Origin of the sequence: Rhodococcus sp. PD04 (genome assembly GCF_035918275.1) — a bacterium.
Lineage (GTDB): Bacteria > Actinomycetota > Actinomycetes > Mycobacteriales > Mycobacteriaceae > Rhodococcus > Rhodococcus rhodochrous.
Map to the genome: position 1 here is coordinate 1,205,515 of NZ_CP142143.1, position 21,376 is coordinate 1,226,890.

At 68.5% G+C, this 21,376-nt stretch carries 20 protein-coding genes; 13 read left to right on the forward strand and 7 right to left on the reverse strand.

Features of this window, described 5'->3' with window-relative positions; translation table 11 throughout:
• The first annotated feature begins 1 nt into the window (after position 1).
• The 5 genes from U9J23_RS05715 to U9J23_RS05735 all read left to right on the forward strand — a co-directional run bounded on the left by U9J23_RS05715 (position 2) and on the right by U9J23_RS05735 (position 5,633).
• Positions 2-1,153 (forward strand): cystathionine gamma-synthase, encoded by a 1,152-nt coding sequence (locus U9J23_RS05715; RefSeq protein ID WP_059381589.1) that lies wholly within the window; start codon positions 2-4, stop codon positions 1,151-1,153.
• A 111-nt stretch (positions 1,154-1,264) separates the two neighbouring features.
• Positions 1,265-1,675 carry an SDR family oxidoreductase gene (locus tag U9J23_RS05720; RefSeq protein ID WP_218775624.1) on the forward strand — a complete coding sequence of 137 codons (411 nt, stop codon included), beginning with the start codon at positions 1,265-1,267 and terminating at the stop codon, positions 1,673-1,675.
• Positions 1,612-2,139 carry a hypothetical protein gene (locus tag U9J23_RS05725; RefSeq protein ID WP_197700692.1) on the forward strand — a complete coding sequence of 176 codons (528 nt, stop codon included), beginning with the start codon at positions 1,612-1,614 and terminating at the stop codon, positions 2,137-2,139. Before U9J23_RS05720 ends, U9J23_RS05725 begins: the two co-directional genes overlap by 64 nt.
• A gap of 71 nt (positions 2,140-2,210) precedes the next feature.
• On the forward strand, positions 2,211-4,121 hold the full coding sequence (locus U9J23_RS05730) for an SEC-C domain-containing protein (protein ID WP_326601805.1): 1,911 nt from the start codon (positions 2,211-2,213) through the stop codon (positions 4,119-4,121).
• Between the two features lie 150 nt (positions 4,122-4,271).
• A complete protein-coding gene (locus U9J23_RS05735; RefSeq protein WP_059381587.1) occupies positions 4,272-5,633 on the forward strand; it encodes a C40 family peptidase in 1,362 nt (453 codons plus the stop codon).
• A 92-nt stretch (positions 5,634-5,725) separates the two neighbouring features.
• Here the strand turns inward: U9J23_RS05735 and greA are convergent, their stop codons facing one another.
• A complete protein-coding gene (greA, locus tag U9J23_RS05740) occupies positions 5,726-6,220 on the reverse strand; it encodes a transcription elongation factor GreA (protein WP_006553878.1) in 495 nt (164 codons plus the stop codon).
• Positions 6,221-6,467: 247 nt separating this feature from the next.
• Positions 6,468-6,896, reverse strand: a complete 429-nt coding sequence (locus U9J23_RS05745; protein ID WP_272267770.1) for a DUF4307 domain-containing protein — start codon at positions 6,894-6,896, stop codon at positions 6,468-6,470.
• A 180-nt stretch (positions 6,897-7,076) separates the two neighbouring features.
• Here U9J23_RS05745 and mca point away from each other — a divergent pair, with 180 nt between their 5' ends.
• From mca to U9J23_RS05760, 3 genes are read left to right on the forward strand one after another with little or no spacing between them, the layout of a single operon-like run.
• Complete coding sequence (gene mca, locus U9J23_RS05750; protein WP_016691272.1) at positions 7,077-7,937, forward strand: mycothiol conjugate amidase Mca; 861 nt, start codon at positions 7,077-7,079, stop codon at positions 7,935-7,937.
• A complete protein-coding gene (locus U9J23_RS05755) occupies positions 7,934-8,257 on the forward strand; it encodes a hypothetical protein (protein ID WP_060651825.1) in 324 nt (107 codons plus the stop codon). The genes mca and U9J23_RS05755 overlap by 4 nt, the downstream gene beginning before the upstream one ends.
• 43 nt (positions 8,258-8,300) lie before the next feature.
• The gene (locus U9J23_RS05760) at positions 8,301-10,295 is read left to right on the forward strand and encodes a thioredoxin domain-containing protein (protein ID WP_326601813.1); all 1,995 of its coding nucleotides are present in this window, start codon (positions 8,301-8,303) and stop codon (positions 10,293-10,295) included.
• Between the two features lie 4 nt (positions 10,296-10,299).
• Here the strand turns inward: U9J23_RS05760 and U9J23_RS05765 are convergent, their stop codons facing one another.
• Complete coding sequence (locus U9J23_RS05765; protein WP_016691275.1) at positions 10,300-10,962, reverse strand: TetR/AcrR family transcriptional regulator; 663 nt, start codon at positions 10,960-10,962, stop codon at positions 10,300-10,302.
• A 187-nt stretch (positions 10,963-11,149) separates the two neighbouring features.
• On the opposite strand from U9J23_RS05765, the gene U9J23_RS05770 reads away from it, so the two are divergent.
• Complete coding sequence (locus U9J23_RS05770) at positions 11,150-13,258, forward strand: ABC transporter permease (RefSeq protein ID WP_283480223.1); 2,109 nt, start codon at positions 11,150-11,152, stop codon at positions 13,256-13,258.
• On the opposite strand, the gene U9J23_RS05775 is transcribed toward U9J23_RS05770, so the two are convergent.
• The gene (locus tag U9J23_RS05775; RefSeq protein ID WP_283480224.1) at positions 13,255-14,172 is read right to left on the reverse strand and encodes a mechanosensitive ion channel family protein; all 918 of its coding nucleotides are present in this window, start codon (positions 14,170-14,172) and stop codon (positions 13,255-13,257) included. The genes U9J23_RS05770 and U9J23_RS05775 overlap by 4 nt on opposite strands.
• A gap of 74 nt (positions 14,173-14,246) precedes the next feature.
• Positions 14,247-14,915, reverse strand: a complete 669-nt coding sequence (trhA, locus tag U9J23_RS05780) for a PAQR family membrane homeostasis protein TrhA (protein ID WP_059381583.1) — start codon at positions 14,913-14,915, stop codon at positions 14,247-14,249.
• 157 nt (positions 14,916-15,072) lie between these two features.
• On the opposite strand from trhA, the gene U9J23_RS05785 reads away from it, so the two are divergent.
• Positions 15,073-15,840, forward strand: a complete 768-nt coding sequence (locus U9J23_RS05785; protein WP_059381582.1) for an isoprenyl transferase — start codon at positions 15,073-15,075, stop codon at positions 15,838-15,840.
• Between the two features lie 73 nt (positions 15,841-15,913).
• Here the strand turns inward: U9J23_RS05785 and coaA are convergent, their stop codons facing one another.
• Positions 15,914-16,846: a type I pantothenate kinase gene (coaA, locus tag U9J23_RS05790; protein ID WP_016691280.1), complete on the reverse strand. Its 933-nt coding sequence runs from the start codon at positions 16,844-16,846 to the stop codon at positions 15,914-15,916.
• A gap of 151 nt (positions 16,847-16,997) precedes the next feature.
• Here coaA and U9J23_RS05795 point away from each other — a divergent pair, with 151 nt between their 5' ends.
• The 3 genes from U9J23_RS05795 to U9J23_RS05805 all read left to right on the forward strand — a co-directional run bounded on the left by U9J23_RS05795 (position 16,998) and on the right by U9J23_RS05805 (position 20,427).
• Complete coding sequence (locus tag U9J23_RS05795) at positions 16,998-18,188, forward strand: DUF885 domain-containing protein (RefSeq protein ID WP_326601821.1); 1,191 nt, start codon at positions 16,998-17,000, stop codon at positions 18,186-18,188.
• A 95-nt stretch (positions 18,189-18,283) separates the two neighbouring features.
• Positions 18,284-19,579: a serine hydroxymethyltransferase gene (gene glyA, locus U9J23_RS05800; RefSeq protein ID WP_071934514.1), complete on the forward strand. Its 1,296-nt coding sequence runs from the start codon at positions 18,284-18,286 to the stop codon at positions 19,577-19,579.
• Positions 19,580-19,740: 161 nt separating this feature from the next.
• Positions 19,741-20,427 (forward strand): isochorismatase family protein, encoded by a 687-nt coding sequence (locus U9J23_RS05805; RefSeq protein WP_085468921.1) that lies wholly within the window; start codon positions 19,741-19,743, stop codon positions 20,425-20,427.
• Positions 20,428-20,493: 66 nt separating this feature from the next.
• On the opposite strand, the gene U9J23_RS05810 is transcribed toward U9J23_RS05805, so the two are convergent.
• Positions 20,494-21,369: a siderophore-interacting protein gene (locus U9J23_RS05810; protein ID WP_059381577.1), complete on the reverse strand. Its 876-nt coding sequence runs from the start codon at positions 21,367-21,369 to the stop codon at positions 20,494-20,496.
• Between the last annotated feature and the right edge of the window lie 7 nt (positions 21,370-21,376).

Consider the following 21,376-nt stretch of genomic DNA (forward strand, 5'->3'; position numbering starts at 1 on the left):
CATGACAGACCAGAACCAGCACGGTTTCGCGACCCGCGCCATCCACGCCGGGTACGAGCCCGACCCCCAGACCGGTGCCGTCAACGTGCCGATCTACGCGTCCTCGACCTTCGCCCAGGACGGTGTCGGTGAGATGCGCAACGGCTTCGAGTACGCCCGCACCGGCAACCCCACCCGTCGTCCCCTCGAGGCGAACCTCGCCGCGCTCGAGAACGGCGCCTACGGCCGGGCGTTCGGCTCGGGCATGGCCGCCACCGACTGCCTGCTCCGTTCGGTGCTGCGTCCGGGCGACCACCTCGTCATCCCGAACGACGCCTACGGCGGCACCTTCCGTCTCATCGACAAGGTGTTCACGCAGTGGGGGATCGAGTACACCCCCGCCGCCGTCAACGACGCCGACGAGGTGCGCGCGGCCGTGCGCCCGAACACCAAGCTCGTGTGGGTCGAGACGCCCACCAACCCGCTGCTCAACATCGGCGACATCTCCGCGCTCGCCGACATCGCGCACGAAGGTGGTGCCAAGCTCGTCGTCGACAACACCTTCGCGTCGCCGTACCTGCAGCAGCCGCTCACCTTCGGCGCCGACGTCGTGCTGCACTCGACCACCAAGTACATCGGTGGTCACTCCGACGTCGTCGGTGGCGCACTGGTGACGAATGACGAGGAGCTCGACACCGCCTTCGCGTTCCTGCAGAACGGTGCGGGTGCCGTGCCGGGCCCGTTCGACGCCTTCCTCACGCTGCGCGGCATCAAGACGCTCGCGGTGCGGATGGAGAAGCACTCCGACAACGCCGAGAAGCTCGTCGACTTCCTGTCGGGCCACTCCGCCGTGAGCAAGGTGCTGTATCCGGGTCTCGAATCGCATCCGGGCCACGAGTACGCGGCCAAGCAGATGCGTCGCTTCGGCGGCATGATCTCCGTGCGCCTCGCCGGTGGCCGTCAGGCCGCGCTGGACTTCTGCAAGCGCACCGAGATCTTCACCCTCGCCGAGTCGCTCGGTGGTGTGGAGTCGCTCATCGAGCATCCGGGTGCGATGACCCACGCCTCCACCGCCGGGTCGCTGCTCGAGGTGCCCGAGGATCTCGTGCGGCTGTCGGTGGGCATCGAGGACGCCGCCGACCTGCTCGCCGACGTCGAACAGGCGCTCGGCTGACACACCGGCCGTAGAAGACACGAGAAGAAGGCGTCCGGGAGGGCGCCTTCTTCTCGTATCGATCGAGGAAAACATCGACGCATCGCCTTCCGTTTCGGGAGAGTCGGAGGCATGACCGTCGCCATCACCACACCGACCGGGAACGTCGGGCGCCACGTCGTACGGCTGGTCGTGCAGGCCGGACTCCGTCCCCGCGTCCTGCTCCGGCATCCGTCCGCCCTGCCCTCCGATGTGCGCGAGTACGTCGACGTCGTTCGCGTGGACCAACTGGATGCGAACTCGGTCGTCGACGCCACGGAGGGGATCGACGCCCTGTACTGGGTAGACCCGCCGACCTCCCTGCCCGACCCGCTCGACGGCTACCGGTCGGCCACCGAGAGCCTCGTCGCCGCCGTCCGAACCAACGGGATCCGCAGGGTCGTCTTCCAGTCGAGCGTCGGCGCCGAACGCAGACGGGGATGGGCGACATCGACGGTCTTGCCCTCACGGAGACCGCCCTCGACGAGCTGGGCATCGACGTGACCCACCTGCGCTGCGGGTACTTCTTCACCAATCTGCTCTTCGACCTCGAGTCGATCCTCGCGGGCACGCTCACGACGGCGATGGACGTCGACCGTCCGCTCCCGTGGGTGGCGCCCGAGGACATCGCCGCCGTCGCGACCGCCCGGTCGCTCTCCTCCGACTGGTACGGACGGCACGTCCAAGCGGTGCACGGTCCGGAGGACCTGTCGTTCCGGGAGGTCGCCGCCGTGCTCGGCGAAGCGCTGGATCGCTCCGTGGCGGTCCGTCAGGTCTCGGACGACGACGTCCGCGCCGAACTTAGGGCCGCCGGGCCGACTCCGCAGCAGGTGGCGTCGATCGTCGACATGACGGCCGGTATCCGGGACGGATTCGTGCCGGAGAACCCCCGCGAGTACACCACGACGACACCGACCACGCTGGCCGGTTGGGCCCGCACCCGACTGAAGGCCGTCTGCGATGCGTGATGCGTGACGACGAGGTGCGGAAGGAACCGCATAGCCCCCGGAAGCGCTGTCGGGGGCCGTACGATCACGTGGTGACGGACAGCGAACATCCCGAATCGGCCCTGTGGGACACCGTGCTCGACACGGTACGGCGCCACGGACCCATGACGATCGACGAGGTGGCAGATCATCTCGAGGAGCACGGATTCGGCTCCGCCGAGCAGGTGATGATCGATCTCGAACAGTCGGAGCCCCATCCGCTGCTGCTGTGGTTGTCCGACGACCGTGTCGCGGCGACGGATGCGCTGTTCGAGGGCAGGATGCTCACACACCGCCTCACCGCGGACGAACTCGACCGGCACGCGATCCCCGTCGACGACATCGAACCGCTCCTGTTGCTCGTCTCCGAGGACGACGAGTTCGATCTCGTGCAGCCCGGTGGATCCGAAGATGCTGCCACGCAGACCGATCCGGATTCGGATGGGGTCGCCGGCCGCGAGACGATCGTCCTTCCCGAAGGTGCCCTGTCGGGTTACCGGCCGGGAGGTCTGCTCGCGCTCACCGTGCGGGACGGTCGCCTGTCGTTCGCTGTGGTCGACGACGAAGTCCGGAGCGGTGAGAGCGAATTCGTGCATGCGCTCGAACAGGGCATCGCCCGCGAGCAGGTGGCGAGCCTCGAGGGCACCTTCCTCGACGTGCTCGCCGACGCTCCCGACGCGTTCTCCGCGCCGTCCCTGCCGCTCGGGGAACTGCTCGCCGAGGCCGGCCTGGTCCGCAGTGGAGACCTGGTGGCACCGAACGGATTCGACTTCGACGGCTACTCCGACCGGGCGATGTTCGAGACCTATGCCGAACAGCTCGGCATCCCCGTCGACGCCGTGCCCGGCGTGGCCCTGTTCGCATCGCTCGTCGAAGCCCTCGAACGCGGCGACGACACCGAACTCGACGAGCGTTTCGCCGTGGGCAAGTCGGGTCTGTACTCGGTGCTGTCCGATCCCGAGATCGCCGAGACCGTCTACGACGAACTGGTGGGGGAGAAGCTCGCGCCCGAGGCGATCGAGCAGGCCGCGTTGTGGTTGCTCGACCATGCGCCGCGACGCGCGGCGGGGGCGGCGCACTGGATCGCCGGTCGCGCGGCCGAATCGACCGGACGCATCGCGGAAGCCGAACGGCACTACGAACGTTCGGCCGATCTCGACTCCGCATTCGACCTGCCGTTGTTCGACCTCGCGCGCTTCGCCTCCGACCGTGGGGACGCGATCCGGGGACTGTCCCTGCTCGCCCGGGTGCCGGGTGGTGACGAGCATCCCCTCCGCGAACTGCTCGAACGGTACCGGCCGAAGGAGGTCCCGGGGCTCGGCCGCAACGACCGCTGCTGGTGCGGGTCGGGCCGCAAGTACAAGGCGTGCCATCTCGGGCGCGCCGAGCACTCGCTCGAGGAACGCTCCGACTGGCTGTACATGAAGGCGGCCATGCACGCCCTCGAACCCGGGTGGGCCGAACAGCGGGTCGCGTTGGCGGAGGCGCGTTCCGGTTACGGGGACGACGACGCGGTGGCCGAGGCCGTCACCGATCCTCTCGTCGAGGACGTCCTGCTCTTCGATGCCGGCGCGTTCGCGGATTTCGTCGAGCGTCGCGGTGAGTTGTTGCCCGAGGACGAGACCGAGCTCGCCCGTTCGTGGCTGGCGGTCGAGCGTTCGGTCTTCGAGGTCGAGGCGAGTGCGCCGGAGGAGTCGCTCACGCTGCGCGACGTGCGCAGCGATCGGGTGGTCGAGGTGTCCGCGCCCTGGCTCGCAGGTGAGGTGCCTGCCGGTACGTTGCTGTGCGCCCGCGTGATGCCGGTGGGTGAGGGCCGATGGGTGATGCCCGGCGGCTGCGAACCGGTGACGGAGGACCAGCGGGACACGCTCGTGGCGCTGCTCGCCGAGGGCACGGTCGATCCGGTGGACATCATGGACGTCCTGACCCATCCCGATGCTGCGGACTTCTATCCGGAACCGTAACTCTGGTCACTCGGGAAACACGGATCCCACTGGTCCCAGTACTAGAACGTGTTCCTGAATATATGTGATAAGAACATCCGGAAGCCGTACTGGTGATCGAACTCACAGCTACGGTGAGAGCGGTTTGATGGATGGATGTGGGGGTAGCGGATGTCGGTGGACCCGTCTGCGGTCATCGTGGCAGTGGCTACGGCAGCAAGTGCGCTCGTTCAGGGTGTGGACTTACCAGCAGAGATCAAGGATCAGATCAACGGGGCGATCGAGTCGTTCGAGGCAACTGCGGAGAACGCCGACACGGACGTGGCGAATTTCGTCGCGTCGTTGCCGGAGCCGATGCAGCAGGGAGCCCAACAGGCGGTCGCGGATGCGACGACGGCGGTCGCGGGGGCGATCGAGCCGCATCTGCCCGAGGAGGCGGCCGCGGCACTGCACCCCGCCGATCCGGAAGCGGCTCCGCCCGCGCTGGCGCCCGAACCGCCGGCCGCCCGGCCCGGGCCCTTCGGGATACCGGTCCAACCGCCGGCGAGCGGCGCGGTCGGGAACCCGCAACCGGGTCCCACGATCCCCGGCACCGGGATCGCACTGCCGTCGATCCCGGCGATCCTTCCCGGAACGCGACTCGCACCCATCGGTGCGATCGCCGTGTTCGCGCCGTGGCTGAAGAAGGCCGGGGAACTGTGCGACGGGATCTCCGCGCCGGTCCTCGCGGCCCTCTACTCCGCCGAGAACGGTTTCCGGTACGGCCCGACCGCGCCGGTCTCGCCGGTCGGCGCCCGCGGTCCGGGACAGTTCATGCCCGGCACCTGGGACCAGTACGGCAAGGACGCCGACGGTGACGGCAAGGCCGACGTCCTCGGTATCGCCGACCCGGTCATGGCATCGGGCAACCTCCTGTGCGACAACTACAAGCTCATCGACGACTGGAAGAAGCGCGGTCTGGTCGAGGGCGACACCCTCGATCTGACCCTCGCGGCCTACAACGCCGGCGTCGGCGCGGTGAAACGCTCGGGTGGCATGCCGTCCGGTCATCCCGACTACGAGAACCAGACGAAGCCCTACGTCGCGAAGATCCGCGCGACCGAGCACGTCTTCGCCCGCATGCTCTCGCCGTTCCTGGGTCTGGGCATCGGAGGCGGGGCCGGCGACATCGGCAATCGCATCGTCGACCTGGCGTTCAAGTACCTCGGCCTGCCGTACGTCTGGGGTGGCGGCAACATCAACGGGCCGTCCGGCGGCGGTTTCGACTGCTCCGGCCTGACGTCGTACGCGGTCTTCGCCGCGACGGGCATCACGCTGCCGCGCACGTCCGAGACACAGTGGCACATCGGCACCGAGGTGCCGCTGTACGCGGCGCGCCCCGGCGACCTGCTGTTCGGCAACTGGCAGGCCGGGGGACCGGGTCACGTCGCCATCTACATCGGCGGCGGGCAGATGGTGCACGCACCCACCACCGGCGACGTCGTGCGGGTGGGGCCGGTCTTCCCCGACATGAAGGCGCGGCGCATCTTCTGATACCTGCCGTGAACAAACGAAATGCCCGACCGGAGAATCCGGTCGGGCATTTCGGCTGCGGAGGGGATCAGCCGCGGTAGGGTACTCGGCGATCAGCCGCGGTACGGCTCCGCGCTCACCAGGGTCACCTTCATGGTGTTGCCGTTGGGCAGCGTGTACTCGCGGGTCTCGCCGACCTTCGCGTCGATCAGGGCGCCACCGAGGGGCGAGCTGGGGGAGTAGGTCTCGAGCTCGCTGTTGCGGGCGCCTTCTTCGCGGGTCGCGATCAAGAACGTCTCCGTGTCGGTCTCGTCGCCGGCGTAGTAGACGGTGACGACGGAACCGGGGAGGGCCACGCCCGACTCGGTCGGAGCGACGCCGACCTTGGCGGTGCCCAGCAGCTCCTGGAGCTGACGGATACGGGCTTCCTGCTGGCCCTGCTCCTCGCGGGCCGCGTGGTAGCCGCCGTTCTCCTTGAGGTCGCCTTCCTCGCGACGCTCGTTGATCTCGGCGGCGATGACAGGACGATTCGCGATGAGCTGGTCCAGCTCGGCCTTGAGTCGGTCGTACGACTCCTGCGTCAGCCAGGTCACCTGGGTCTCGGTCATCCTCGATCACTTCCTTCGGGTTGGAGCCCCCGGCTCCGTGGACAAGTCGTGCACATGCAACGACCGCGACAGCACGACCCCCGTCGTCCCCCCTGGTTGTCAGGCTGAACGGAAGTCGTACTGTCTGTTGATGCTCTTATGCAGCAATACACGGCCCCAAAGGGTGGAACCGTGTATCCGGCTATTTTAGCATCACTACCGTCGCTGCTCCGGAAAAGCGCAGGAAGCCGCTGGTCGCGGCAGTTTCCTAGGGTGCGCGGAGGTAGTCGGGAGCCTCGGTGCTGCAGCCGTAGGTATCGCCCATTCCGGGGCGTTGTGACGTCTTGACCGTGGAGGTCAGCACGACCGTCTGCGAATCGGACGCCGGGACGAGGACCTCGCGTCGTCCGGTCTCGCTGCCGTCCTTCGACCGTGCCCGGATGATGCAGACGGCATCCTCGGACGGATCGTCCCGCGTGACCTTGAGCTGGATGTCGATGGTGCTGTCGTCGATGATCTCGAAGGCGACGACCTCCGATTCGATCGGAGCCGAGTTGTTCTGGAACAGCACGAACGCCACGACGAGCCCCGCGAGCAGACCGGCGATGGTGAAACCCCAGCGCTTGCCGCGTGTCGACACGCGGGGTCCGGGGTACCGGGAGGAGGGGTACCGGTCGGTGGGCACGGTGTTGCTCATCACTTTGCTTTCACAGCGGAACGATGGATCGGGCGTCGCCGCAGGGTCACGGCTGACGTCGGAATTATCAGGTGGAACTATAGAGGACGGATCCGTAGCGACCGCGACGCGGGCGCAGGGTCGGTTCCGGCGAAGCAGACGACGTGAGGTGGAGGAATACACGTGAGCGGACTACGGCTCATGGCCGTGCACGCCCATCCCGACGACGAGTCGAGCAAGGGCGCGGCCACGATGGCCCGGTACTCGGCCGAGGGGCACGAGGTCCTGGTGGTCACGCTCACGGGCGGAGAGCGCGGCGACATCCTGAATCCCGCCATGGACGTGCCCGGCATCCGTGAGCGCATGAGTGAGGTGCGCCAGGAGGAGATGGCCGAGGCGGCCCGCATCCTCGGGGTGCGGCAGCAGTGGCTCGGCTTCGTCGACTCCGGACTGCCCGAGGGCGACCCCAAGCCCCCCCTGCCGGAGGGTTGCTTCGCGGCGATCCCGCTCGACGAACCGGTCCGCCGGCTCGTGCAGTCGGTGCGCGAGTTCCGCCCCCACGTCATGACCACCTACGACGAGAACGGCGGCTACCCGCATCCCGATCACATCCGGTGCCACGAGGTGTCGGTCGCGGCCTACGAAGCGGCTGCGGATCCGGATTTCCATCCTGAGCTGGGCGAGCCCTGGGCGGTGAGCAAGCTCTACTACTCGCACGGGTTCATCCGTAAGCGGCTCGAACTGTTCCGCGAGGAGTACGAGCGTCGCGGGGAGCCGTTCCCGATGGAGCAGTGGCTCAACAAGTGGCGCACCGAGCAGGGCGACATCATGGGGCGCGTGACCACCCAGATCACCTGTGGCGACTACTTCCCGAAGCGCGACGACGCGCTGCGGGCCCACGCCACCCAGATCGACCCCAACGGATCGTTCTTCGCGGTGCCGTTGGACATCCAGCAGAAGGTGTGGCCGACCGAGGAGTTCGAGTTGGCCAAGACCCGCGTGAGCACGGAGCTTCCCGAGACGGATCTGTTCGCGGGCATCGAGGACGGACAGGGCAAATGACGATAGGCACGCTCGCGGTCGATGTTCTGGCCGTCGAGATTCTGGCCCAGGAGCCGACCGGCCCCGAGTTCGGCAAGGCGTCCCCGCTCGGACTGGCCATCGTGGTGGTCCTGCTGGTCGCGACCGCTCTGCTGATCTGGAACATGAACAAGCGGCTGAAGAAGCTGCCCGAGAACTTCCAGCCGGAGCATCCCGAGCCCGACCAGGCCGTGGACGACGGCACGCTGCCGGGTGCGATCCCCGGGGGAGCCGAGGAGGAGAAGGCCGGCGGCACGAAGGCCACCGGTCCGGAACGTCCGGAACCCACCAAGGGAAGCTGACGACCGGCCGTCACCGACGGTGCTCCTTCCGTAGCGTGGGGGCATGGCGAACCGACTGGCCGACGCCCTGAGCCCTTATCTGAGGCAGCACGCCGACAATCCGGTCCACTGGCAGGAATGGGGCGACGACGCGCTCGCGGAGGCACGCGAGCGCGACGTGCCGATCCTGCTGTCGATCGGGTACGCGGCCTGCCACTGGTGTCACGTGATGGCACACGAGTCGTTCGAGGACGAGGCCACGGCCGCCGTCATGAACGAGAACTTCGTGTGCATCAAGGTCGACCGCGAGGAACGGCCGGACATCGATGCGGTCTACATGAACGCGACCGTCGCCATGACGGGTCAGGGTGGCTGGCCGATGACCTGCTTCCTCACTCCCGACGGTTCCCCCTTCTATTGCGGTACGTACTACCCGAGCACGCCGCGCGGTGGCATGCCGTCCTTCGTCCAACTGCTCGAGGCCATCACCGAGACCTGGCACAACCGTCGCGACGAGGTCTCGCAGGCCGCCGACGCCGTGACCACCGAACTCCGTCGCAGCAGCGGGGGACTGCCCGTCGGGGAGGCCGCCGTCGAGGCGGCCCTGCTCGACGCGGCGGCCGCCGCGATCGCCACCGACGAGGACCGCGAACACGGTGGCTTCGGGGGCGCACCCAAGTTCCCGCCGTCCAACCTGCTCGAGGGTCTGCTGCGCGGATACGAGCGCACAGGCTCCGCCGACACGCTCGGTCTCGTCGAACGCACGGCCGACGCGATGGCGCGGGGCGGGATCTACGACCAGCTCGGAGGCGGTTTCGCCCGCTACAGCGTCGACGTCGCCTGGACCGTGCCGCACTTCGAGAAGATGCTCTACGACAATGCGCTGCTCCTGCGGTTGTACGCGCACCTCGCGCGGGTGACCGGCGCGGGACTGCCGACGCGGATCACCCGGGAGACCGCTGAGTTCCTGCTGCGCGACCTGCTCACCGTCGACGGCGGATTCGCCTCGGCGCTCGACGCCGACACCGACGGGATCGAGGGTCTGACCTACGTGTGGACCCCCGGCCAGCTCGTCGAGGCGCTCGGCGCGGACGACGGCCGGTGGGCCGCGGAGGCCTTCACCGTCACTCCCGGCGGCACCTTCGAACACGGCACCTCGGTGTTGCAACTGCTCGACGAGCCCGACGATCCGGCCCGTCTCGCCGACGTGCGGGCCCGGCTGTTCGCGGCCCGGCAGGATCGCGCGCAGCCCGGGCGCGACGACAAGGTCGTCACCGCATGGAACGGCTTCGCGATCACCGCGCTGGCCGAGGCCGGCATCGCGCTCGGCGAACCCGCGTGGATCGACGCCGCGGCGAGGTGCGCGGAGTTCCTGCTCGACCGGCACCTCGTCGATGGTCGACTGCGCCGCGCGTCGCTCGGAGGTGTCGTCGGCTCTCCGGCGGGTGTGCTCGAGGACTACGGCGCTCTGGTCACCGCCCTGCTCGCCGTCCATCAGGGGACCGGGGACCGGGCCTGGATCGAGCGGGCGAGAGAACTCGCCGACGTCGCGCTCACGCAGTTCGCGGATCCGGAACGTCCCGGCAGCTGGTTCGACACCGCGCACGACGCCGAGTCGCTGGTCGCCCGGCCGCGCGATCCGGTCGACGGGGCGACGCCGTCGGGAGCGTCGCTGATCACCGAGGCGCTGCTCGGTCTGTCCGCGCTCGTGCATGACGACCCCCGCTACGCCGATGCCGCGGCGCTGTCGCTGTCGGCCGCATCGATCCTGCTCGAGAAGGCGCCACGCGCGGGAGGGCACTGGCTGACCGTCGCCGAGGCGTCGGTGCGCGGCCCGCTGCAGGTCGCCGTCGCGGGTGGCGGCGAACTCCTGGAACTTGCACGCCGGATCGCGCCGGGGGGAGCGATCGTGGTGGGCGGCGAACCCGACTCGTCGCCGCTGCTCGACGGTCGGCCGCTCGTCGACGGAGCGTCCGCGGCCTATGTGTGCAGGGGTTTCGTGTGCGATCGGCCGGTGACGACGGCGACGGAACTGCGCGAGGTCCTCGCCGCGGTCTGACCTGTCACGGCCATGCGGAGACGGTGCGCGAGCCGAGGAAATCGCCCACGCTCGTCACCGGCGCTTCGAGCATTCCGGCGATCGCATCGACGAGGAACAGGGCGAAACCCGTCCAGTCGGGTTCCACCCGTTCCCGTTCGAGGCGTGCCTCGTAGTCGGCGCACGCGTCCACGACGAGTTTCCCCAGCAGCCATGACCGACCGGTGATCACACCGTCGGGGATGTCGGCGACGCACGCCCTGGCCCGTTCGATCAGAGCGTCCAGATGGGGATCCTCGACGACGCTGCGGCCCACGATGTCGATCATCGAGGGGACCGTCCGGAGCTGTCGGAGGAACCGGGCGCGCCAACTGGGGACGGGCATCGATGCGAGCTGATCGGTGAACGGGACGACGAGGCAGCTCAGGTAGTCGCGCAGTCCCGGTTCGGGGCCGAGCAGGCCGACGAGTTCGGCTCGTCGTCGGCGGGTGTCCTCGGCGTAGCGGGTGACCATCGCGCGGACGAGTTCGTCCCTGCTCCCGAAGTGGTAGTTGACGGCCGAGTGGTTCGCGTTGCCCGCGTGCTCGGCGATGCGTCGGTTCGAGACCCCGTCGACGCCGTAGGTCGCGAACAGTTCCTCCGCGGAGTCGAGTAGTGCTCGCCGTGCCTGGTCGCCGTAGGTGCTCACGCTGGAACCCGCTGCTCTCTCGTTCTGCCGTACGGCTCATCGGTGGGTGGGACGAACGTCACCAGTGTCTCAGGTTGTCCACTTTAAGACACGCGGCGTAGCTTTTTAAGTCAGTCAGCGTATTTCCGAGTTGCCGGTACCGGCCGGGAAGCGTTCAGTCCATGACCGGATATCGAGGAGTTCGTCAGTGACCGACACCGCTACGACCGAGAAGAACGATCCACCGGGAGGTGACGGCCCGACCGAGGCCGAGCTCGCCCGCGCCCGCAAGGAACAGATCGGGCGTTACGTCGCGATCTTCGTGATGCCGCTGTTGATGGTCGGCATGATGATCACCGGCTATCTGTACGCGATGCACGCACCGGCCCCGCACGACATGCCGATCGCCGTCGCCGGATCGTCGCAGCAGCAGGCCTACGACTTCGCCCGCGCACTCGAGGGCGCCGATCCGGAGGCGGTCGACGTCCGCGTCGTCGGGACCGACGACCGGGCACGCGACCTCGTGCTCTCCCGGGAGGTCGCGGGCGCGGTCTCGCTGTCCGACGCGGGCACCGCCACCGTGTACACCGCCGGCGCCGCCGGGGCCTCGCAGTCGAACATGGTCACCGGTCTGGTGGCCGCGCCGATCATCGGATCGGGTCTCGACCTCACCGCCGAGGACCTGGCTCCGCTACCGGACCACGACATGGCCGGTCTGGGCGTGATGTTCATGGCGCAGGCATTGATGCTCGCGGGCTACATGCCGCTGAGCATCATGCTGTCCAACTCGCCCGAGCTGCTGCGCTTCCGTCGCATCGTGCCCCTGCTCGCAGGCTGGTCGGTGCTGATCGGCACCCTCGTGTGGCTCGTCGCCGGACCGATCCTCGGCGCGGTCGAGGGCCCCACCGCGACGCTGCTGGGAATCAGTTGGCTGTCCATCTTCGCCGTGGGCTCGGTGCAGTTGTTCCTCACCCGGATCCTCGGACCGATGGCGGTCCTGGTGGGCATGCTCTTCGTGATGGTCCTCGGCGTCCCCGCGTCGAATCTGGGTATGTCGGTATACGCACTGCCGTCGATCTACCCGTGGTTGCACGGCTTCCTGCCCACCGCGGCCGCCGGTGAGTCGCTGAGGTCGGTCGTCTACTTCGGCGGCGACGGGGTCGGTGGGCACCTCCTGGTGCTGGTGATCGGTGCGGTGCTTGCGCTCGCCGCGACCCTCGGAGTCGATGCCCTGAAGCGTCGCCGCAACCCCGACGCCGGTGATCCCGAGATCACGATGCCGTCGCTCACGCCCGGACCGCGTCCGGAGAGCAACCGCGTCCGGTACCTGACCCTCGCGTTCTTCCCGTTCGCGATGGTCGTGCTGATGCTGTCGATCATGCTCGGCGCGATGTACCAGCCGACGCCGCGCGACATGCCCGTCACCGTCGTCGCCGCGAGCACCGAACAGGCCGAGCAGACGGTCGCCGGGCTCGAGCAGAACATGTCCGGCCTGTTCGACCTGCGGACCTCGGATTCGATCGAGGCAGCGCGCGCCGACGTCCGGGATCGCGAGATCGTCGCGGCGTTCGTCCTGCCGTCCGCGGCGTCCCCGACCGCGACCCTCATCACCAACGAGGCTGCGGGCATGAGCCAGCAGCAGGTCGTGCAGCGGGTCTTCGAGCAGGTCGCGGGCGGCATGCAGCTGCCGCTCACCGTCGAGAACATGACGCCGCTGCCGGGCTCCGACACGATGGGCACGGTGACGCTCTACGTCGCGATGGGCTGGATCATGTCCGGCTTCATGGTGGTCGTCGTGGCCGGCGGCGCGCAGCCCGCCGCGATGGTCCTGCGCCGCTTCCTGCCGATCTCCGCGGGGTGGGCGCTGTTCATGCCGGCCGTCCTGTGGGTGATCGCCGACCCGATCACCGGAGCCGTCGACGGGCACTTCCTGCCCCTGTGGGGCGTGGGGATCGTGGCGACGTTCACGACCTCGATGTTCACGCTGGCGCTGCACCGTCTGTTCGGGCTGCTCGCCGTCATCCCCGCCGTCGGCATCTTGATGTTCCTCGGTGTGCCCGCCTCGAACGGGGCGATGTCGATGTACATGACGCCGGAGGCCTTCCGGTTCCTGCACGGTGTGCTGCCGATGCCGGCGGCCGTGGAATCGGTGCGCTCGATCCTCTACTTCGGGGGCGACACCGTCGGTCCGCACCTGGTCACGTTCGCGATCTGGGGCGCTGTCTCGTTGCTCTTCGTGATCGCCTTCGACCGGATCCGCGCCGGTCGGCGGACCGAGGCGGATCCGGTGGTGGAGCGCTCGCCGGAGCGGGTCTAGCTGCTCACGGGAGCTGCGACCGCGAGGTTCGGCGACTCGATGCCGTTCTGATCGAACGCCTCGAGCACCGCGCGGGTGAGGCTGCGGCGGATGGCCCACTGCTTGCCCGCGCGCACGCGCACGGTCAGCCGCAGCGTCACGGCACCCGCCGTCACGGAGTTGACCCCGAGCAGTTCGGGCTTCTCCAGGACGTCGGGTGCGATGTCCTCGCGTTCGACGCCGTCGAGCACGGCCCGCAGGGCGATCTGGCAGGCGCGGTCGACGTTGGAGGTCGGTGCGATGGGCACGTCGACCACGGAGACGGCGTGGCCCTGGCTCATGTTGCCGACGCGCAGGATCTCACCGTTGCGGCAGAACCACAGGGTGCCGTCGATGTCGCGGACGGTCGTCACGCGCAGGCCGACCGACTCGACGGTGCCCACCGCGTCGCCGAGGTCCACCACGTCGCCCACGCCGTACTGGTCCTCGAGCAGCATGAACATGCCCGAGATGAAGTCCCGCACGAGGTTCTGCGCACCGAAACCGAGCGCGACACCGGCGATACCGGCCGAGGCGATGAACGGCGCGACGTTGAAGCCGAGGGTGTCGAGCGTCTGCAGTACCACCCAGACGAGCACGACGACCGACACACCGGACTTGAACACCGAGCCGATCGTCTGGGCACGCTGGACCCGGCGTTCGCGCGCGTAGGGATCACCGATGGCGCGTTCGGCGCGTTCCTGCAGCGGCGCGAGGAACGATCGGCGCGGCTTGCCGGATCTCTCCCGCGGCTTCGTCATGCGGTCGATCAGGCGGTGGAGAACGAACCGGAGCGCGATCGCGACGACGATGTAACTCACGATCGCCAGCGGCCGGTGGATCAGCCAGTCCCGGTTGGTCTCGGTCAGTTCGAAGGCGAGCAACGGAATAGACATCCCTCGCGAGTCTACAAACGGGTGCCGGTTGCTTCAGGTGGTGTGAGAAGTTGCACGAAGCAGCTCGTGAGGTTTCAACCGAGAATCACGAGCCACACCGCTACCGCGTGACACAGGGCTGCGATCACCGTGGCGGCGTGGAAGAACTCGTGGTGCCCGAAGGTCGCGGGCCAGGGGTCGGGCCAACGGGTCGCGTAGAGGATCGCACCTCCGCTGTAGAACAGCCCGCCGACCAGCAGGAGCAGCATGGGGGCCAGACCGACCTCGACGCCCAGCTGTCCGGCGACGGGCACGATCGCCCATCCGAGCAACAGATACAGCGGCACACCGACCCAGCGCGGCGCCGTCGGCCACAGCATCTTCAGGGCCACGCCCGCCAGCGCGCCCGCCCACACGACGATCAACAGCGGCCGCCCGGATTCCGGAGGCAGGGCGAGCGTCGCGAAGGGGGTGTAGCTGCCGGCGATGAACACGAAGATCATCGAGTGGTCGGCGCGCTTCATCCACACGCGGGCCCGGGGGCCCCAGTTCAGGCGGTGGTAGAGGGCACTGACGCCGAACACACCGCACACGGTGAGGCTGTAGACCGTCGCGGGGAGTACGGCGTCCGGACGGTCGGCGAGGAAAGCCGCGGCCGAGACGAGCGCGGCACCGGCGACGACGGCCACGCCGAAGGCCCACGCGTGGATCCATCCGCGCATCCGCGGTTTGACGGGCAGTTCCTCGAGGCCGAAGGCCGTCATGCGTGCGCTCCTTCCGGTACCGAGCGGTAACCTACGCACCCGTAGGTTTGTTCCGTCGCTACGTTACAGTCTGTGAGGGCGCTCCGGGAGACTCTGTGACCACCGCCGCGACCGTCCGTACGCCTGGGCGTAATGTGACTCGCGTGGTGATGACGGGGTGAGCGTCCGCGGACTGCTGTACCGGCTCTACGAACGCCGGCTGCTGAAGGAACTCGAAGGAGCACGGAGTCCGCGACACGTCGCGGTGATGTGCGACGGCAATCGGCGCTGGGCGCGCGAGAACGGCTTCACCGACGTCAGTCACGGCCACCGAGAAGGCGCCAAGAAGATCGCCGAGTTGCTGGGCTGGTGCGACGCGGCCGGCATCGAGACGGCGACGATCTACCTGCTGTCCACCGAGAATCTCCGGCGCGACCCGGAGGAGCTCGATGCTCTGCTCGAGATCATCTCCGACGTGGTGGAGGAGATCTCCGCGCCCGGCCAGAACTGGAGCGTGAAGATCGTCGGCACCACCGACCTCCTCCCGTCCGACCACGCCAAGCGACTGCACGAGGCCGCGGCCGGCACTGCGGGCCGGACGGGCACGCACGTCAACGTCGCCGTCGGATACGGCGGTCGCCAGGAGATCGTCGACGCGGTGCAGTCGCTCCTGCGGGTGCGGTACGCGCAGGGGCTGCGCGGCGAGGAGCTCGTCCAGTCGGTGACGGTCGACGGCGTCGACAGTCACCTCTACACCTCCGGTCAGCCCGATCCGGACCTCGTGATCCGCACCTCCGGCGAGCAGCGACTTTCCGGATTCCTGCTCTGGCAGTCCGCCTACTCGGAGATCTGGTTCACCGAGGCGTACTGGCCCGAGTTCCGCCGGGTCGACTTCCTGCGCGCGCTGCGCGACTACGCCGCACGGCACCGCCGCTTCGGCGCCTGACAGCACCGCCGCTTCGGCGCCTGACGGCACCGCCGCTTCGGCGCTTGAATCGGGACCGGGCGGCGTAGTCGCGTCAGAGCTTGCGCAACCGGAGCCGGTTGATGGCGTGATCGGAGTCCTTGCGCAGGACCAGGGTCGCGCGCGGTCGCGTGGGCAGGATGTTCTCCACCAGGTTCGGCAGGTTGATCGAGTGCCAGATCTCCTTCGCGGCACTCATCGCGTCCCGGTCCGACAGGTTCGCGTAGTGGTGGAAGTGCGCCTCGGGATCGGCGAAGGACGTCTTGCGCAGCGCGAGAAAGCGTTCCACGTACCACTTCTCGATGTCCTCGATGCGCGCGTCGACGTAGATCGAGAAGTCGAACAGGTCGGAGACCATCAGCCGCGGACCGGTCTGCAGCACGTTCAGACCCTCGATGATGAGGATGTCCGGCTGCCGCACGATGTGGTACTGGCCCGGGATGATGTCGTACGAGATGTGGGAGTAGATCGGCGCCGCAACCTCTTTCGCTCCCGACTTGACCTCGGTGACGAACCGCAGCAGCTTGCGTCGATCGTAGCTCTCGGGAAAACCCTTGCGGTGCATGATGTTGCGCCGCACCAGTTCCTTGGTGGAGTAGAGGAACCCGTCGGTGGTCACGAGATCCACCCGCGGGTGGTGATCCCAGCGTGCCAGCAACGCCTGCAGCACACGTGCCGTGGTGGACTTGCCGACCGCCACCGAACCGGCCACACCGATCACGAACGGCACCTGCTGGTCGGGATGCTTCTCCCCGAGGAAGGTCGCGGTCGCGGCGAACAACCGCTGCTTCGCTGCGACCTGCAGGTGGATCAACCGGGCGAGGGGGAGGTACACCTCCGCGACCTCCGCGAGGTCGATCTGCTCGCCCAGGCCCCGAAGCCCGATGAGTTCGTCCTCGGTGAGGACGAGGGGAGTCGACTTCCGCAGCGTCCGCCACTGCTTGCGGTCGAACTCGACATACGGACTCGGTTCGTTCAGACGAGCCATCGGCACGGCTTCCCGGTGGCGCGGCGGATGCGGCGTTGCATGTCCATGTAACGGATTGTGCTCGCTGACACAGGCGGATGCCTCCCCGGGGTCCCCACTCCGGCGGGTTCTCCTGTGTCGGCTCGCCGACGAGCGACTAGGCTCGGCCGGTATGGGAGCCGACGACTTCGTGAACGAATATCTGCTGCTGGGCCTGGCTTTCGACCGGCTCGAGGAAGGGTTCGTCGACGCCTACACGGGCGATCCCGCGCTGCGGCGGAAGGTCGAGAACGCCCCGACTCCCGATCCCCGTGATCTATCACACACCGCGCGACGGCTGCGGGACGAACTGCCCGGTGCGGGACTGTCCGACGAGCGCACCCGTTTCCTCGACGTGCATCTGCGCGCCCTCGACTGCTCGGCCCGCAAGTTCGCGGGGGAGGAGATCGGTTTCGTCGACGAGGTCGAGGCATACTTCGACGTCCGCATCGAGCCCGGCGACGAGGACACCTACCGCGACGCGCACCGTCGCCTCGATGCGTTGCTGCCCGGCACCGGATCGCTCACCGAACGGATGCAGGCCCACCGCAAGTCCGAGGTGATCCCCGCCGATCGTCTCGCCGAATGCGTCGAGGCGTTCTCGAGCGCTCTGCGGGAGAAAGTGCGGGCGGTCTACCCGTTGCCCGACACCGAGCGTGTCGAGTACGAGGTCGTCGGCGACAAGCCGTGGTCGGGCTTCAACTACTACCTCGGCGACTACCGTTCGCGGGTCGCGATCAACTCCGATCTCGAACAGACGATGGCCCACCTGCCGCGGCTGATCGCGCACGAGGCGTATCCCGGGCACCACACCGAGCACTGCCGCAAGGAGGCCGGTCTCGTCGCCGGCGGTCAGGCCGAGCAGACGTTGTTCCTCGTCAACACCCCGCAGTGCCTCATGGCGGAAGGGCTCGCCGATCTCGCGCTCGAAGCGATCGTCGGCCCGGGTTGGGGGGCGTGGGCGCAGGAGATCTACGCCGATCTCGGGCTACGGTTCGACGGCGAACTGGCCGAACAACTGTCCGAGGCGTCCGAGCAGTTGCTCTCGGTGCGGCAGGACGCCGCGCTGCTGCTCCACGACCGCGGGCGCAGCCACGACGAGGTCGTGGAATTCCTGCAGCGCTGGTCGCTGTCGAGCCCCGAACGTGCCCGGCAGTCGCTGCGGTTCCTGTCGTCGCCGTTGTGGCGCGCCTACATCAGCACCTACGTCGAGGGTTACCGGCTTCTCGGCGGCTGGCTCGAACAGGTTCCGGCCGGAGCCGAGCGCGCCGACCGTTTCCGGCGCCTGCTCGACGAGCCCCTGGTGCCCAGCAGCCTGCGGTGAACCGCAGGTCGCTCGGGGACCGGCTTCCGGAGCGGTAGACGGCCTTCGTAGACTGGAGGTCGTATCCCTGACGCCCTCTGCTTGGAGAAACCTCGATGACCGCTGCGCCCGGCGCCGACGTGAACACTGCCGCACTGAACGACCTCGACCCCGAGGTCGCCGAGGCCATGGCCGGTGAGCTGTCGCGTCAGCGCGACACGCTCGAGATGATCGCGTCGGAGAACTTCGTGCCGCGCGCCGTCCTCCAGGCCCAGGGCAGCGTCCTGACCAACAAGTACGCCGAGGGTTACCCCGGCCGTCGCTACTACGGCGGCTGCGAGAACGTCGACGTCGTCGAGGACCTCGCCCGTAACCGCGCCAAGGAGCTCTTCGGCGCCGATTTCGCGAACGTCCAGCCGCACTCGGGTGCGCAGGCGAACGCGGCGGTGCTCATGGCGCTGATGACCCCCGGCGAGAAGCTGCTCGGTCTCGACCTCGCGCACGGCGGTCACCTCACGCACGGCATGAAGCTCAACTTCTCCGGCAAGCTGTACGACGTCGCGTCCTACGGGGTCAGCAAGGACGACCACCGCATCGACATGGACGAGGTCCGCGACATCGCGCTGCGCGAGAAGCCGAAGGTCATCGTCGCCGGCTGGTCCGCCTACCCGCGCCACGAGGACTTCGCCGCCTTCCGCTCCATCGCCGACGAGGTCGGTGCCTACCTGTGGGTCGACATGGCGCACTTCGCTGGTCTGGTCGCCGCGGGTCTGCACCCGTCGCCCGTGCCCTACGCCGACGTCGTCTCCACCACGGTGCACAAGACCCTCGGTGGCCCGCGTTCCGGCCTGATCCTCGCCAAGCAGGAATGGGCGAAGAAGATCAACTCGGCCGTCTTCCCCGGCCAGCAGGGCGGCCCGCTCATGCACGCGATCGCCGCGAAGGCCGTCGCGCTGAAGATCGCCGCGAGCGACGAGTTCAAGGACCGTCAGCAGCGCACTCTCTCCGGTGCCCGGATCATCGCCGATCGCCTGTCGCAGTCCGATGTCGCCGACAAGGGCATCTCGGTGCTCACCGGCGGCACCGACGTGCACCTGGTCCTCGTCGACCTGCGCAACTCGCAGCTCGACGGCCAGCAGGGTGAGGATGCTCTCCACGAGGTCGGCATCACTGTCAACCGCAACGCCGTGCCCTTCGATCCGCGTCCTCCGATGGTGACCTCGGGCCTGCGCATCGGCACCCCGGCGCTCGCGACCCGAGGTTTCGGCGACGAGCAGTTCACCGAGGTCGCCGAGATCATCGCGCAGACGCTCATCGGTGGCGCCGACGCCGAGTCGCTGCGCACCCGCGTGAGCGCCCTGGCGCAGTCCGTGCCGCTGTACGAGGGCCTCGAGGACTGGCGTCTGATCTGACGGTTCTTCTGCTGTCGCCGAGCGGCCCGCACCGATCTCCGGTGCGGGCCGCTCGCGTATCCGGGGACGAGACATCCCACCGCAGGGTTGGTTAGGGTAGCCTACGCATGCCGACGCTGTCGGTGACCGCACGCGTACCCCGAACCGCAGAAGGAAGTCGCATGGCCATCCCGAGCATCGATCCGTACGAGTTGCCCACCGGCGACGAGATTCCCGCTGCTCGGGTGGACTGGACGATCGATACGTCCCGCTGCGCACTGCTGATCCACGACATGCAGAAGTACTTCATCGACGCCTACCGGCGCGATGCCGAACCCATCGCGACCGTGGTGCCCAACATCGTCCGCCTCCGCGAGGCGTGCCTGGCCGCCGGTATCCCCGTCGTCTACACGATGCAGCCCGGCGACCAGCATCCGTCGCGTCGCGGCATCCTCGCCGACTTCTGGGGCGTCGGGCTGAGCACGGGTCGCGACACCGAGGTCATCGACGAACTGACCCCCGGCCCGGACGACATCCAGGTCACCAAGTGGCGCTACTCGGCGTTCCAGCGCACAGACTTCCGTCAGCTGCTCGCGCACAACGGCCGCGACCAGCTCATCGTCACCGGCGTCTACGCGCACATGGGCTGCATGCTCAGTGCCGCCGACGCCTTCATGAGCGACGTGGCGCCGTTCATGGCCCTCGACGCCACCGCCGACTTCTCCCGCGACGAACACCTGATGGCACTGCAGTACGTCGCCAAGCGGGTCGGCCGGGTCGAGACCACGGATGCACTGATCGAGTCGATCACCGCGTCAGCGCGTCGCCGCGACCGCGAGACCGAAGAACTCACCGCGTCGCTGCGCTGACCCGGATACGACTTCGGTGGATCGAGCCCCGCTCAGCGGGGACCGATCCACCGAAATCGTTTCTCGCTAGGTGGTGCCGCGACGGCGCGCCTCGAGGGTCTCGACGGCCTGCTCGCGCAGCAGCCGCAGGCGGGCCAGCGGGCGATCGGACTCGGGGCTGCGCCAGTAACCCGACGCGTCGAGCATCGGCTTGGCGATGCCGAGCCGCTTCGACACGGCGCGCAGTTCCTTAACGATCAATGCCTCACCGGCGATCCACATCCAGCCCTCACCGCCACGCGGCGCACCCGACTCGACGGCCTCGGCGAGCACGGTGGCGTCGGAGACCCCGGGTCGGCGGTGCACCCACGTCACACCCGCGAGATCGGACTGTTCCTCCTGCGGACCGTCGACCAGCGCGAAGACGTGCATCGGCACCGTGCCGCCGTAGGTCTCGACGAAGCGTCCCAGCGCGGGGAGCGCGGTCTCGTCGCCGGCGAGCAGCCACCAGTCGGCGCCCTGCGGCGGGATGATCGCGACCTTGGGTCCCGCGAGGTGGAGCACGCTGCCGGGTTCGGCGGTGCGGGCCCAGTTTCCGGCCGGGCCGTGGCCGTGCAGGACGAAGTCCAGATCGAGCTCCCCGGCGACGGGGTCGAACCGACGCACCGTGTAGGCACGGGCCACGGGCGCAGGTTTGCGGGGCCAGTGCAGGTGCCCGTCGTGCTGCTCGGGCAGGGCCGGGGTGTCGCTGCCGGGTTCGGGCAGGAAGATCTTGACGTAGTCGTCCGCGCCCTCGGTGGTGAATGCCGGGGCGTCGTAGTCGCCGCTGCGGAAGGCGCCGAGTTGCTCACCGCCCAGGGTGATCCGACGCATCCGCGGTGTCACGTCCACCGCGCGGAGCACGGTCAGGCGCCGCAGGACGATGGGCAGGGAGACGCGGGTCGGGGGCGTCGTCACCGGCATGGTGAGC

Excerpts from the sequence above, each read along its gene's own strand:
- U9J23_RS05715 (WP_059381589.1), top strand. The coding sequence starts at position 2 with ATGACAGACCAGAACCAGCACGGTTTCGCGACCCGCGCCATCCACGCC.
- U9J23_RS05720 (WP_218775624.1), top strand. The coding sequence starts at position 1,265 with ATGACCGTCGCCATCACCACACCGACCGGGAACGTCGGGCGCCACGTC.
- U9J23_RS05725 (WP_197700692.1), top strand. The coding sequence starts at position 1,612 with ATGGGCGACATCGACGGTCTTGCCCTCACGGAGACCGCCCTCGACGAG.
- U9J23_RS05735 (WP_059381587.1), top strand. The coding sequence starts at position 4,272 with ATGTCGGTGGACCCGTCTGCGGTCATCGTGGCAGTGGCTACGGCAGCA.
- greA (WP_006553878.1), bottom strand. The coding sequence starts at position 6,220 with ATGACCGAGACCCAGGTGACCTGGCTGACGCAGGAGTCGTACGACCGA.
- U9J23_RS05745 (WP_272267770.1), bottom strand. The coding sequence starts at position 6,896 with ATGAGCAACACCGTGCCCACCGACCGGTACCCCTCCTCCCGGTACCCC.
- mca (WP_016691272.1), top strand. The coding sequence starts at position 7,077 with ATGGCCGTGCACGCCCATCCCGACGACGAGTCGAGCAAGGGCGCGGCC.
- U9J23_RS05755 (WP_060651825.1), top strand. The coding sequence starts at position 7,934 with ATGACGATAGGCACGCTCGCGGTCGATGTTCTGGCCGTCGAGATTCTG.
- U9J23_RS05760 (WP_326601813.1), top strand. The coding sequence starts at position 8,301 with ATGGCGAACCGACTGGCCGACGCCCTGAGCCCTTATCTGAGGCAGCAC.
- U9J23_RS05775 (WP_283480224.1), bottom strand. The coding sequence starts at position 14,172 with ATGTCTATTCCGTTGCTCGCCTTCGAACTGACCGAGACCAACCGGGAC.
- trhA (WP_059381583.1), bottom strand. The coding sequence starts at position 14,915 with ATGACGGCCTTCGGCCTCGAGGAACTGCCCGTCAAACCGCGGATGCGC.
- coaA (WP_016691280.1), bottom strand. The coding sequence starts at position 16,846 with ATGGCTCGTCTGAACGAACCGAGTCCGTATGTCGAGTTCGACCGCAAG.
- U9J23_RS05795 (WP_326601821.1), top strand. The coding sequence starts at position 16,998 with ATGGGAGCCGACGACTTCGTGAACGAATATCTGCTGCTGGGCCTGGCT.
- glyA (WP_071934514.1), top strand. The coding sequence starts at position 18,284 with ATGACCGCTGCGCCCGGCGCCGACGTGAACACTGCCGCACTGAACGAC.
- U9J23_RS05805 (WP_085468921.1), top strand. The coding sequence starts at position 19,741 with ATGGCCATCCCGAGCATCGATCCGTACGAGTTGCCCACCGGCGACGAG.
- U9J23_RS05810 (WP_059381577.1), bottom strand. The coding sequence starts at position 21,369 with ATGCCGGTGACGACGCCCCCGACCCGCGTCTCCCTGCCCATCGTCCTG.